Raw genomic sequence first — 12,874 nt, 5'->3', positions numbered from 1 at the left:
CTCTCGCCGTCGTTCAGGAGATCACGCGCTCAGGTCGACGTCCTTGGTCTCCTTGACCATCGAGACGCCGATCAGCGAGATGACCGCGGCGATAGCGATGTAGAGGCCGATCGTCCACGACTGACCCGTCTCGCCGAGCAGGGCCGCGGCGATCATCGGGGCGAACGCGCCGCCGAGGATGGCACCCAGTGCGTAGCCGATCGAGACGCCCGAGTAGCGCACCTTCGCCGGGAACATCTCGGCGTAGAGCGCGGCCTGGGGGCCGTACGAGAGGCCGAGGCCGAAGGTCATCAGGAACAGCGCCACGAAGTACCAGACGATGTTGCCGGTGTCGATGAGGAACCACATCGGGATCGCCCAGAGCGCGAGGAACACGTACCCGATCTGGAAGGTGCGGATGCGGCCCAGCCGGTCGGAGAGGCGTCCGCCCCACAGCGTGAAGATCAGCCAGCCGAACGAGGCGAACGTCGTGGCGAGCAGCACCGACGGGCGGTCCATGCCGAGCGCGGTGACGGCGTACGTGGCGAAGTACGCGATGAGCAGGTAGCCGGCCGCGTTGTTCGCGATGAAGATGACGGCGGTGAGGATCACGTTCTTCGTGTTGCTGCGGAAGAGCTCCTTGAGCGGGGCCGAGGACTCCTGCTTGCGCTCCTGGAGCTCCTTGAAGACCGGGCTCTCCTCGACCGCGCGGCGGATCAGGTAGCCGACGACGATGAGCACGATCGAGAGCATGAACGGGATGCGCCAGCCCCACTCCATGAACGCCTCGGGCGACATGGTCGAGGTGATGATCCAGAGCGTGAAGGTCGCGAGGATCATGCCGACGGGGACGCCGATCTGCGGGAAGGCGCCGAAGAAGCCGCGCTTGCCCGTGGGGGCGTGCTCGACCGACATGAGCGCCGCGCCGCCCCACTCGCCGCCCGCGGAGAAACCCTGCAGGATGCGCAGCGTGATCAGCAGGATCGGCGCCGCGATGCCGATGGCGGCGTAGGTCGGCAGGAAGCCGATGAGCGAGGTCGACAGGCCCATGAGGATGAGCGTGAAGACGAGCATCTTCTTGCGCCCGAGCTTGTCGCCGAGCCAGCCGGCGACGACCGCGCCGAGCGGGCGGAAGAGGAACGAGATGCCGATCGTCGCGAAGGCGAGCACCTGCGCGAGCGTCGGGTTCGACTCGGCGAGCGGGGCGAGGAAGAGCGGCGCGAGCACGAGGCCGGCCGCCTGGGCGTAGATGAAGAAGTCGTACCACTCGATGGACGTACCCACGAGGGTTCCGGCGAGGACCTTGCGCTCCTCGCGGGACATCCTCCCGGTGCGCGTCGTTTCCTGGGCGGTTGCAGTCATGCGAACTCCGTTGTTCTGTGCAGGGTTGGAACGGGGGTCGGCGCGGGGGTGGTGCGCCGGTGCGGGGTTTCCCGACCGATCGTTCGGTTGGAAAACCGACCATAGCGCACCCGGCTCGTCGAGCGGTAGCCCCCTGCGACGAACGGCGGTCCACGTGCGACGAACGGATGCCTCGTGGCGGCCGGTCGCGCGAATTCGCAGGACCAGCGCTCCGATACCGTCGTGGGCGCCCCCGAGGCGCGTCTCGTCCTGCGAACTGCGAGCGCTCAGTCCGCGAACGCGAGCAGTGCGGCGCCGACGAGCGGTGCGTCGTCCCCGAGCTCGGCGGGCACGACCCGCACCTCGCGTGCGGCGGGCAGCACGGCGCACCGGTGCGCCGCCGCCTCGACGAGCGCGAGGTAGTCGTCGGCGACCCGGGAGAAGCCGCCGCCGATCGCGACGGTCGTGACGTCGAGCAGCGCGCCGAACGATGCGATCGCCTCGCCGACGGCCCGCGCCGACCGGTGCACCGCCTGCACGGCGACGGGGTGCCCCGCGCGATGGTCGGCGGCGAGCGCGAGCCCGTCGGCGCCCTCCCAGCCGTGCGCGTTCGCCCACCGGACCGTCGCCGGACCCGAGGCGACCGCTTCGACGGTCGCCGCCACCGGGTCGTCAGGGGAGGGACGACGCACCCAGGCCTGCCCGACGTGCCCGGCGTTGCCCGTGTCACCTCGGATCACGCGCCCGTCGACCACGATGCCGCCGCCGATCCCGGTCGACACGACCATCGCGATGCCGTTCCGCACCCCGCGGAGGGCGCCGAACCGCACTTCGGCGAGCGCGATGCAGGTGCCGTCGAGCGCGACCCGCACCGGAGCCCCGCCCGCGAAGCGCTCGACCGTGGGCACGAGCGGCAGGTCGCGGATGCCGGGCATGTTCAGCGGTGAGACGTGCGTGCCGTCGCCGAGCAGCGGGCCGGCCGTGCCGACGCCGACGCCGAGGAGCCGGTGCTCCGGCCCCGCTGCATCCGTCGCCCGTTCGCAGACCGAGGCGATCGCGGCCGCGAACGTCTCCGGGGTCTGCCCCGACCCCGTGGGCGCGCGGTGGCGGCTGCCCTCCACGATGCGGCCCCCGGCGTCGACGAGGGCCGCATCGACCTTGGTGCCGCCGATGTCGACGGCGAGGGCGACGGCGGACGCCGGCGACGCGGGAGGCATGCATCGATCATGCCGTGGAACGAGGGGCGTGCGCACTCAGCGCAGATCGAGGCGCATGAGCACGCGCGGGAACCCGTTCAGGACGCTCGTCGTGTCGGCGGCCTTCACGAAGCCGGCGCGCTCGAACGCGGCGCGTGTGCCGACGTAGGCCATCGTGAGGTCGACCTTCTCGCCGCGGTTGTCGACCGGGTACGCCTCGACCATCGGAGCGCCGTGCTCGCGCGCGAACGCGACGGCGCCCTCGATGAGGTGGTGCGAGATGCCCTGCTTGCGGTGCCCTGGGCGGACGCGGACGCACCACAGCGACCACACGTCGAGGTCGTCGACGTGGGGGATGCGCCGGTTCGTGGCGAAGCTCGTGTCGGCGCGCGGGTGCACCGCCGCCCAGCCGACCGGCTCGTCGCCGTCGTACGCGATCACGCCCGGCGCGGGAACCTCCGCGCAGAGCTCGCGTACGCGGTCGCCTCGCTCCGGGCCGGTGAGCGCCCGGTTCTCCGTCGACGACGTCAGCCGGTAGCTCAGGCACCAGCACACGCTCGCGTCGGGCCGCTTCGGCCCGACGACGGCGGCGACGTCGTCGAAGACGGACGCCGCCCGTACCTCGATCCCCATGGTCAGTCGAGCGAACCGGGGTCGGCCCAGCGCAGCACGCGCATCGCGCGCAGCGTGTTCCACGGGCTCGGCTCGCCCTCCGGCGCATCGATCTCGTACCGGTGCTTGCCCGGCCAGGGCGTGCCGGCGGGCCAGCGGCCGTCGGGGGCGCGCTGCTCGAGGACGAGGTCGAGCGCGGCCTGCAACCGGGCGTCGGCAGGGCCGCCCGCGTCGCGGAAGTGGTCGAGCGCGCGCAGCACGTCGTAGAACCAGTACGTCGGGAACGTGAAGTTCGTGTATCGCGGCGTGACGAGTTCTCCGGTCGACTTGCGGCGGAAGAGGCTGCGCTCGAGCAGGTACTCCTCGCCGCCGCGACGGGCGTCGGTCACCGCCGCATCGACCGACCCGGTCGCCCGCTCGTAGGCGAGCAGCCCCTCGATCACGCACAACGTCGAATCGAACGACGAGCGCTGCGACTCGTCGGCCGGCTCGCAGTTCCACCCGCCGTCCGGAAGCACCTCGTCGAGCAGGCGTGCGACGATGCGGTCGCTCCCATCGCCGAGCACGCCGAAGTACGCGGCGTTGGCCAGGACGCCGCCGTTCACGCACTCCTCGACCTCGCCGCTGAAGTACGGCAGGTCGTCGAACTCGGCCCACACCACGCCCCCTACGACCCGGTCGACCGCCGTGCGCACGGGCGCCGCGTCGGGCGGAACTCCGAGGTTGCGCAGGACCTGCAGGGTCCACATGACCGAGTCGCGCTCGCGATCCGGGCCGTAGACGTGGCCGCCCCAGTAGCCGTCGTCGGCCTGGACCGACAGGAGCTCGGCGCCCCACCCCTCGGTCGCGACGCGGGCGCGTTCGGTGGCGACGGCGTCGTCGGGAGCCCCCTGCAGGTCGCGCAGGACCTGCCACCGCACGCTCGGGTCGCCGTCGAGGAGCCAGGTGATGACATCGTCGCGCATGCGACCATGCTCGCCCGTGCCACCGACATCGACCGGCAGTGCCCGGCATCGGGGCTTCAGCGGTCGGCGACCTCCGGCGGCCAGGCGACCTCGAACCGTTCGAACACCACGTCGAGGCCGTCGTGCCACTCGACGCCGATGCCGGGGCAGACCCGCTGCCAGTACCGGCGATGGTGGTCGACCCACGATTCGCGCGTGCGGTCGTCCTCGCCCTCGTCGTACGCGAACGCGGCGTCGACGCTCGAGAACGGACCGATCCGGAGCTCGGTGCTGCGGAGGATCGCACGCGGCCGGCCGGCCGAGTCGCAGGCGATCCAGTGGCTGCCGACCCGGGGGAGCGGCTGCTGCTCGTGTCGGAACTCCGCCACGAGCGAGGCGGTCGCCCGCTTCGTGCCGTCGAGCACGAGCCCGAGCAACTCGTCGGTGAGCGCCGGGTGGTCGCCGAACACCTCGACGCTCGGGGGTTCCGTGTCGAGCGCGCGATCGGGGCGAGCAGCTCGGTACTCGTCCCAGAGCGCTGCCGCGGCGGCCTCGTCGACGGGGGCGTTCTCGGCGTTCACACTCGCCTCGCCAGCAGGCTGCCCGCCCAGCCGTGACCGGTGGGGACGTACCCGGCCGGGAACGCCCCGGTCCGCGCGAACTCGGCCCAGGCCGCGCGCAGCGCGGCGCCCGCCGCGACGAGGTTCCGGGCGCCGTCCGGCGCGACGAGCGGTGCGCCCTCCCAGGCCTCGACGGCCGGGAACAGCAGCGCGACCTCGATCGCGTGCGCCGATCCGATGCGGCTGCCGTCGGGGTGCCCGTCGAACTCGGCGGTCCGCACCTCGGCGCCGCCGTCGGCGACGATGCGGGCGAATCGTCGTGCGCCCGTGCGGTAGACGGCGTTCGTCGTGCGCGTCACGAGCAGCCGGCGGAGGATCGGGCCGACGACCGGCTTCGCGGCCAGCGCCGCGAGCTTCGGGTCGATCTCGAAGAAGAACGCGGTCTCGTCGCGGTTCCAGGTGACGAGCACCTCGAGATCGGCCGCGTGCTCGCGCCACGCGGCCTCGATGCGGTCCTCTGCGGGCAACGGCGCAGCACCCGCGCGAGGACCGAACGGCATCGCCGAGCGCAGGCCCGATCCGGCCGCCGCGGCCTTCGCGCGCGCCTGGGCCTCGAAGAGGTCGTCGAGCGATGCGCCCGGGTCGAGCGGACCGGCGGCCTCGGCCATCCGTCGCTGCATCTCGGCGCGCCCGGTTCGGATGCCGAACGGCGCGCTCTGCAGGATGACCCGGTGGAAGAGTCCGCGCGCGCCGTCGGCGGCGATGAGGTGCGCGAGTGCGTCGCCGCCGGAGGACTGCCCGACGGCCGTGATGCGCGCGGGGTCGCCGCCGAACGCGGCGATGTGCTCGCCCACCCACCGGAAGGCGGCGATGAGATCGAGCAGTCCCAGGTTCGCCGGGTGCGCGTCGTCCGTCGGGTACCCCAGGAGCCCCAGGCGCGAGGTCACCGCGACGACGACGACGCCCTGCTCGCGGACGATCGCCGCGGGGTCGTACCCGGCGAGGTCGCCGGCGCCCGACACGTGGGAGCCGCCGTGCACCCAGACGAGCACCGGCATCGGCTCGTCGGGCGCGTCGTCAGGGAGGGTGATCGAGAGCCGCAGGCAGTCCTCGTCGGACTCGACGCCGCGGAGCGGCCGGCCGAGCAGTTCGTCGCTGGGGCTCGGCGGCTGCGGGCACGCGATCCGCTGGGTCCGGCGAGCGGATGCCTCGTCGGGCCGGATCGCGGCCGGGACCGGCGCCTCGAACCGACCCGCCGTCGCGTACCGGACGTTGCGCACGCGCACCACGCCGTCGCCCCGCAGTGCGGGGAAGGCGCCGAGCGAGGTGGGGAACTCGATCGGCTCGCCGCCGGGCGCGGCGGCGGTCGGGGGGAGCTGCTCCGCGGCCCGGGCCTCGTCGGCCCGCGTGTTCTCGTCGGCCTGCGTGGGCGCGTCGGCCTGCGTGTTCGGGTCGGCCCGGTTGTCCGGGTCGGTCTGCGTGTTCGGGTCGGTCTGGGTCATAGGGTCGACTCCTGCGCGAGCCCGCCCGGACGGTCCGTGCGGGTGCGTCGCCAGCGTAGCGGGACGACCCGAATACGGGCTCGCGCGCAGCGCACGACTCAGCGATGCGGGTTCGTCGCCGCCCCGTCGAGCCAGAGCTCATCGGTCGGGTCGCTGTGCGTGCCGCCGCTGTCGACGTGCTTCGCACTGATCTGCGGCCCCTTCGTGATGACGTGCACGAGTGCCATCGCGTGGCCGCGGCCGAGGTCGTAGTCCTCGGCCAGCCACTGCACGATGGGTGTCGCCTTCGTGCCGGGGCCGAAGCCCTTCTCCTCGGCGAGGGCGACGAACTGGCGGGGCGTGAGCCCGGTCTTGGCCTCGATGTTGTCGAGGTAGGCCTGGAACGACATGGCGGTGCTCCTTCTTCGCGGGGTGCTGGGTGGTGGGTGGTGGGTGATCGGTGGCGGCGTCAATCCTCGTCGGCCCAGGTCTGCACGATGACGGCGGATGCGTGGATGCACAGCACCTGCAGGCGGCCCTCGCCGACGTTCTCGAATCGGTGCCAGACGCCTGCGGGCACCGTGGCGGTGTCGCCGGCCGTGGCGATGATCCGGCGCTCGCCCATCGTGATCTCGGCCGTACCGTCGAGCACGACCCAGGTCTCGGTGTACGGATGCCAGTGCAGCCCGGGCCCCTCTCCGGGCTCGTTGTCGACGAAGAAGTACGAGATGCCGGCGCCGTGGTCGAGGCCGACGAACCGGCGCGTGCGACCGGTGCCGATTCGGAGCGACTCGGCCGTGACGACGACATCGCCGGTCGGCGCCGACGTGGTCGGGGCGAGGGTGATCTCTGCGGGGTTCATGGCGCCTCGTTTCGTGGTCGGTGGTGGTGACGGATGCTGCGGCTCGCGCCCGTCGGGCGGGTGCCGCATCGCCTGGTGCAAGGCTCCCGCCGCGGCACCCGCTCGGGAACTGTTTCGATCAGGATCGAAACATCCCGGTCGATCGTGGAATGCTGGTCGCGTGGGGAACGGGGAGCACCGGTACGTGGACTTCCGGCTGGCGCCGGGCGACGTGTCGGCGATCCGCTTCGGGGTGTCGCCGGGGCACGAGGTGTGCCACGCGGTCCGGGTGCTGCAGCGTCCGGCGGAACATCCGATGCAGTGGGGCTGGCTGCGGGGCGTGCGCGACCGCGTGCCGCGCGAGGCGTTCGAGCTGTTCGCGGTGCTCGTGCGCGAATCCGGGTACTTCCCCGACTTCCTCACGACCACCCCGACCTGGGATCTCGAGCCCGCCGACGAGGCCGCGCGGCTGCGCGAGGTGCCCGACGAGCTCATACGGGTCGACCTCGGCAAGGTCGTCGTCCGATCGACGGGTGCCCGGCAGCGGGCCGTGCTGCGCATGCTCGACGACCTGCCGCGCGCGCGGGCGATGATCGCCGACGCCTGGCTCGAGCTGTGGGCGGCGCTCGTCGAGCCGGTGTGGCCGCAGCTCGAGCGCATCCTGCGCGCCGACATCGCGGTGCGCGCTCGGCGCATCGCGACCGACGGCATCGCCTCGATGGCGACGGGCCTGCATCACACGGTCGAGTGGCACGAGGGAGCCCTCCGCGTGGAGCTCACGCAGCACTCCGAGGTGCTCGACTGCCGCGGCTCGGGGATCGTGCTCGTGCCGTCGGTGCTCGGCGGCGGCCGCTGCAGCGTGCTCACCGAGCCGCCCGCGCAGCCGACGCTCTTCTACCCGGCCCAGGGCGTGACCGAGAACTGGGCGACGGATGCCGCGGCGCTCGCCGAGGCGCTCGCGGCGCTCCTCGGCTCCGCGAGGGCCGGCATCCTGCTCGCCGCGCACGACGCCCGCACCACCTCGCAGGTCGCTGCGGACTCGGGACTCGCGATCTCGACGGCGTCGCACCATCTGCGCGTGCTCCGCGACGCGGGCCTCGTGGCGAGCACTCGCGACGGCTCGCGCATGCTCCACCGGCGCACCCCGCTCGGCGAGGCGCTCGTCGGCGCGGCGATCTGAGCGGCCGCCCGCGGCGACCCGCGGCGACCCGCGGCGACCCGCGGCGATCCGCGGCGGTCCGCGGCGATCGGCCGCACGGATTCCCATGGACGGCGGCGCGGCGCACGGATACGGTGTCCCCATCGCCGTCGACTCCCCGCCCATCCTCGGACGCGCTCCCGAGCTCGAACGCCTCGGTGCGCTGCTCGGCGGCGCCCGGAACGGACGGGGTGGGGCCCTCCTCATCCGCGGCGAACCGGGGATCGGCAAGAGCACGATCCTCGAGGAGGCCGTCCGGACGGCCCACGGCCTGCGCGTCGTGCGCGCCGACGGTTTCGAGGCGGAGTCGGCGATGCCGTACGCCGCGCTCCAGCGGCTCGGGACGCCGTTCGCGCGGCATGTGGGCGACCTGCCGCCGCGCCAGTCCGCGGCGCTGCGCATCGCGGCCGGTCTCGACCGCGGCGATCCGCCGGATCGGTACCTGGTCGGGCTCGGCATGCTGTCGCTGGTCGCCGCCGCCGGTGAGGTCGAGCCGGTCGCGTTGGTCGTCGACGACGCCCATCACCTGGACGCCGAGTCGCTCGAGGTGCTCGCGTTCCTCGCCCGCCGGCTCCAGGCCGAGCGCGTCGTGCTGCTCCTCGCCGCCCGCGCGGACGTGCTGGATCCCGCTGCCGTCGCCGGTGTGGCCACGCTCGAGCTCGGCGGACTGGAGCCCATCGATGCCGTCCGGCTGCTGAACCGGTCATCGGACGAGCCGATCGACCCCTACCTCGCGATGCGCATCGCCGAGGAGACGGGGGGAAACCCGCTCGCCCTCCTCGATCTCGCGCACGACTTCACCGCGGACGAGTTGACCGCGTCGTCCCTCGCCGAGTCGCCGTCCCCGATCGGGCACCGGCTCGAGGCGCACTACCTCGACCGCCTCCGGGAACTGCCGAGCCGGACCCGGACCTGGCTGCTCGTCGCCGCCGCCGAGTCGACGGGGGACGCCGGGGTCATCGACGCCGCCGCGCGCGGGATGGGGCTCCCGGCGGATGCCGCATCGCCCGCCGAGCGCGCCGGCCTCGTCGCCGTCCGCGACACGATCACGTTCCGGCATCCGCTCGTGCGCATCGCCGCCTATCACGGGATGCCGACGGCGGACCGGCGCCGCGTCCATGAGGCGCTCGGCGAACTCATGCTCGAACGCGGTCGTCACGACCTCGCCGCCTGGCATGCCGCGGAGGCGACCCCGGGCCCGGATCCCGCGGTCGCCGAGCGCATGGAACGCGCGGCCGATGTCGCCGGTGAGCGCGGCGGCATGGTCTCCAGGGCGCGATTGCTCGCGCGTGCGGCCGAACTGACGCCGCCGGGGGCCGCACGCGACGCGAGGCTGCTGTCCGCGGCCGAGGCTGCGGCCGGAGCGGGCGCCGTCCAGCTCGCCGGCGAACTCCTCGCCTCCGCCGACCCGTCGCGTCTGGATCCGGTCGGCCGGGGCCGTGCGCTCATGCTGGGTGTGGGGCTGGCGCTCTTCGTCGCCGATGCCGAGGGGATCCTGACCGCCTCTGCGACCTCGTTGCGAGCCGCCGAACTGTTCCACGGCATCGTTCCCGAGCTGGAGCAGCGCGCCCTCATCGGCGCGTTCGAGGTGCTGCTCACCGCGGAGTGGGCGGCGCGGGACGTGACCCTGCCCGAACTCGGGCGCCGACTCAGCGAGGGTGCGCTCGTCGCGGACGGGCCACGGGCGGTCGCGCTGCGCGCGCTGGGCGCGCACATCCTGCTGCCGTACGACGAGGCCGTGCCGATCATGCGCGAGGCCGTCGACATGCTCGTGTCCGCGGACGACGCCGACCTGCTCGAGTTCGGTAATTTCGGCGTCGCGCTCACGATGGGGCTCTGGGACGAGCGCACCTGCGTCGAGCTCCTCGAGCGCACCGCGGCCGCAGCGGGCCGGGCCGGCGCGCTCCGGGTGCTCGACACGACGCTCTGGCTGCTGAGCCTGCTCGAACTGCTGCACGGCGGCCCGTTCGCGTCCGGGAGGTACATCGCGCAGGTGCGCGAGCTCAGGCACGCCATGGGGTACGACGCCGAACAGGTCGTCAACGCGTCCTATCTCGCCTGGTCCGGCGCCCCGGCCGAGGTGGTCGAGGCGATCGCCGAGCAGTCGCTCGCGTTGGGGTTCGGAGGCGTGTGGACGCTCGCGATGACGGGGCTCGGAATCCGGGAGATCGCCGACGGCCGGTATCGCGACGCCTTCCACCGATTCGAGCCGATGATCGCCCGCGACTTCCTGCAGGTGACGTACCAGCAGTTGCCCGAGTACGTCGAGGCCGGTGTGCGCAGCGGGCACCCGGATCGGGTGCACGATGCGGCCGCGCGCCTGCGGTTCTTCGCGGCGGAGAGCGGCACCCCGTGGATCCGGGGCGTCGCCGAGCGCTGCACCGCGCTGCTCTCCGACGACGCCGACGCGGAGCCGCACTACGTCGCATCGATCGAGCACCTCACGCTGGCGACCGTGCGAGCCGACCTCGGACGGGCCCACCTCCTCTACGGCGAATGGCTGCGTCGGATGAAGCGCCGAAGCGAGGCGCGCGAGCAGCTCCGCGCGGCGATCGCCGTCTTCACGCAGATCGAGGCACCGGCGTTCGCCGCGAGGGCGGCCCGCGAGCTCGCGGCGACGGGCGAGCACGTGCTCCGCCACGAGGTCGGGGCGCCGGAGGTCGACGCGTTGACCCCGCAGGAGGACGCCGTCGCGCGCATGGCCGCACAGGGCCACACGAACGCCGAGATCGGCGGCACGCTGTTCATCAGCGCGAACACGGTCGACTACCACCTGCGGAAGGTGTTCCGGAAGCTCGGGGTGACCTCGCGCAAGCAGCTCGCCGAGCGGCTGCCGACGGTCTGAGCCGGCCCGCGCGGCTCGCCGCGCGCGGGCCACCGCGTCACGACTACGCGCTCCACGTGGTTCGGCCGGGACGGTCGCGGCGCGAGCATGGGACATCCGCTCGTCTCGAACCCACCGGGAGGCCGCAATGCCCTACGTCACCGCCGACGACGGCGCCGAGATCTTCTACACCGACTGGGGTTCGGAGGGTACGCCGGTGCTGCTCAGCCACGGCTGGCCGCTGAACTCGGATGCCTGGGCCGCCGCCGCGCGATTCCTCGCCGAGCACGGCCACCGCGCCATCGCGCACGATCGCCGCGGGCACGGCCGCTCGACCCGCACCTGGCACGGCAACGAGATGGACACGTACGCCGACGACCTCGCGTGCCTCATCGACCACCTCGACCTGGCCGAGCTGACGCTCGTCGGCCACTCCACGGGCGGCGGCGAGATCGTGCACTACCTCGGCCGGCACGGAAGCGCGCGCGTCGCGAAGCTCGTGCTGGTCTCGGCCGTGCCGCCGCTCATGCTCCGGACCGACGACAACCCCGAGGGGCTCCCGATCGACGTGTTCGACGGCATCCGCGCGGGCGAGGCATCCGATCGCTCGCAGCTCTACCGCGACCTCGCAGACGGGCCGTTCTTCGGCCACAACCGCAACAACGACGTCTCGCAGGGCACGCGCGATGCGTTCTGGCTGCAGTCGATGGCGTGCGGCCACCGCGCCGCGTACGAGTGCATCGCAGCGTTCTCGGCGACCGACTTCCGCGACGACCTCGCGAAGGTCGACGTGCCCACGCTCGTGATCCACGGCGACGACGACCAGATCGTGCCGTTCGAGGTCGGCGGGAAGCGCTCGGCCGCGATGGTCGACGGCGCGACGCTCCTCGTCTACGAGGAGGGCGCGCACGGCCTGCCCGACACCGAGCGCGATCGGCTGCACGCCGACCTGCTCGCATTCATCGATTCCTGAGCACGGATGCCGCGGCATCCGTGCCATCGACGACCCGACGACCCGACGACCGCATCGAAAGGACACCGACCATGACCGACCGCAATGCCCCCGCACCTGCCGCTCCCGACACCATCGTGCTCGTGCACGGCCTCTGGATGACGCCGCGCAGCTGGGAGGGCTGGAAGACCCACTTCGAGGCCAAGGGCTTCACCGTGCTCACCCCCGCCTACCCGGGCTTCGAGATCGAGGTCGAGGCGCTGCGCGAGAACCCCGACGTCATCGCGAACCTCACCGTCCCCGAGACCGTCGACCACCTGGCCGGCGTCATCGAGGCGCTGCCGACGCCGCCGATCATCATCGGTCACTCGTTCGGCGGCACGCTCACGCAGCTCCTGCTCGCCCGCGGGCTCGGGGCGGCCGCCGTCGTCGTCGACTCGGCGCCCACGGAGGGCGTGCGCGTGACGCCGCTCTCGCAGGCGAAGTCGCTGTTCCCGGCGCTGAAGAACCCGGCGAACCGGCACAAGGCGGTCGGCTTCACGCCCGAGGAGTTCCACTACGCGTTCGCCAACACGCTCTCGCGGGAGGATTCCGACGTGGTGTGGGAGAAGTACGCCATCGCCGCGCCGGGGAGCTGGGTCTGGGCGTACGGGCTCATCGCGAACTACAAGCCCGGCCACCAGGAGACCTGGGTCGACTACGGGAAGGACCGCGCGCCGCTGCTCTTCATCGGCGGCGAGCAGGATCACATCATGCCGCCGTCGGTGAACCGGTCGAACGCGAAGCACTACGCGAAGTCGCCCGCCGTCACCGAGTACGTCGAGTTCCCCGGCCGCTCGCACTGGATCTGCGCCGAGCCCGGCTGGGAGGAGGTCGCCGATCACGCACTCGAGTGGGCGCTCGCGCACGCTCGATCGTCGGCGGTCACCGCGAGCTAGCGTGCCGC

At 72.8% G+C, this 12,874-nt stretch carries 12 protein-coding genes; 4 read left to right on the top strand and 8 right to left on the bottom strand.

Going from position 1 to position 12,874, the window contains the following annotated elements:
- Window positions 1-21 precede the first annotated feature (21 nt).
- The 8 genes from ACIQH8_RS03980 to ACIQH8_RS03945 all read right to left on the bottom strand — a co-directional run bounded on the left by ACIQH8_RS03980 (window position 22) and on the right by ACIQH8_RS03945 (window position 6,975).
- Window positions 22-1,341: an MFS transporter gene (locus ACIQH8_RS03980; RefSeq protein WP_400995055.1), complete on the bottom strand. Its 1,320-nt coding sequence runs from the start codon at window positions 1,339-1,341 to the stop codon at window positions 22-24.
- Between the two features lie 266 nt (window positions 1,342-1,607).
- Window positions 1,608-2,537 carry an ROK family protein gene (locus ACIQH8_RS03975; protein ID WP_400995052.1) on the bottom strand — a complete coding sequence of 310 codons (930 nt, stop codon included), beginning with the start codon at window positions 2,535-2,537 and terminating at the stop codon, window positions 1,608-1,610.
- Window positions 2,538-2,573: 36 nt separating this feature from the next.
- A complete protein-coding gene (locus ACIQH8_RS03970; RefSeq protein ID WP_400995050.1) occupies window positions 2,574-3,149 on the bottom strand; it encodes a GNAT family N-acetyltransferase in 576 nt (191 codons plus the stop codon).
- A 2-nt stretch (window positions 3,150-3,151) separates the two neighbouring features.
- Window positions 3,152-4,093 carry a hypothetical protein gene (locus tag ACIQH8_RS03965; protein ID WP_400995048.1) on the bottom strand — a complete coding sequence of 314 codons (942 nt, stop codon included), beginning with the start codon at window positions 4,091-4,093 and terminating at the stop codon, window positions 3,152-3,154.
- A 56-nt stretch (window positions 4,094-4,149) separates the two neighbouring features.
- Entirely contained in the window at window positions 4,150-4,653 is a 504-nt protein-coding gene (locus tag ACIQH8_RS03960) for an ASCH domain-containing protein (RefSeq protein ID WP_400995046.1), read from the bottom strand.
- Window positions 4,650-6,134, bottom strand: coding sequence for a carboxylesterase family protein (locus tag ACIQH8_RS03955; protein ID WP_400995043.1), 1,485 nt, complete (start codon window positions 6,132-6,134; stop codon window positions 4,650-4,652). The genes ACIQH8_RS03960 and ACIQH8_RS03955 overlap by 4 nt, the downstream gene beginning before the upstream one ends.
- Window positions 6,135-6,232: 98 nt before the next feature.
- A complete protein-coding gene (locus ACIQH8_RS03950) occupies window positions 6,233-6,523 on the bottom strand; it encodes a DUF4287 domain-containing protein (RefSeq protein WP_400995041.1) in 291 nt (96 codons plus the stop codon).
- A gap of 59 nt (window positions 6,524-6,582) precedes the next feature.
- Complete coding sequence (locus ACIQH8_RS03945) at window positions 6,583-6,975, bottom strand: cupin domain-containing protein (RefSeq protein ID WP_400995039.1); 393 nt, start codon at window positions 6,973-6,975, stop codon at window positions 6,583-6,585.
- Between the two features lie 160 nt (window positions 6,976-7,135).
- On the opposite strand from ACIQH8_RS03945, the gene ACIQH8_RS03940 reads away from it, so the two are divergent.
- The 4 genes from ACIQH8_RS03940 to ACIQH8_RS03925 all read left to right on the top strand — a co-directional run bounded on the left by ACIQH8_RS03940 (window position 7,136) and on the right by ACIQH8_RS03925 (window position 12,866).
- Window positions 7,136-8,134: a DUF5937 family protein gene (locus ACIQH8_RS03940; RefSeq protein ID WP_400995037.1), complete on the top strand. Its 999-nt coding sequence runs from the start codon at window positions 7,136-7,138 to the stop codon at window positions 8,132-8,134.
- An 85-nt stretch (window positions 8,135-8,219) separates the two neighbouring features.
- On the top strand, window positions 8,220-10,997 hold the full coding sequence (locus ACIQH8_RS03935) for an AAA family ATPase (RefSeq protein ID WP_400995035.1): 2,778 nt from the start codon (window positions 8,220-8,222) through the stop codon (window positions 10,995-10,997).
- A gap of 127 nt (window positions 10,998-11,124) precedes the next feature.
- Entirely contained in the window at window positions 11,125-11,949 is an 825-nt protein-coding gene (locus ACIQH8_RS03930; RefSeq protein ID WP_400995032.1) for an alpha/beta fold hydrolase, read from the top strand.
- 71 nt (window positions 11,950-12,020) lie between these two features.
- On the top strand, window positions 12,021-12,866 hold the full coding sequence (locus ACIQH8_RS03925) for an alpha/beta hydrolase (protein WP_400995030.1): 846 nt from the start codon (window positions 12,021-12,023) through the stop codon (window positions 12,864-12,866).
- Window positions 12,867-12,874: the final 8 nt, after the last annotated feature.

Source organism: Agromyces sp. GXQ0307, assembly GCF_044769845.1.
Classification (GTDB): Bacteria; Actinomycetota; Actinomycetes; order Actinomycetales; family Microbacteriaceae; genus Agromyces.
Note: the sequence above shows the minus strand (reverse complement) of the source record. Positions and strands in the feature narration are given on the sequence as shown.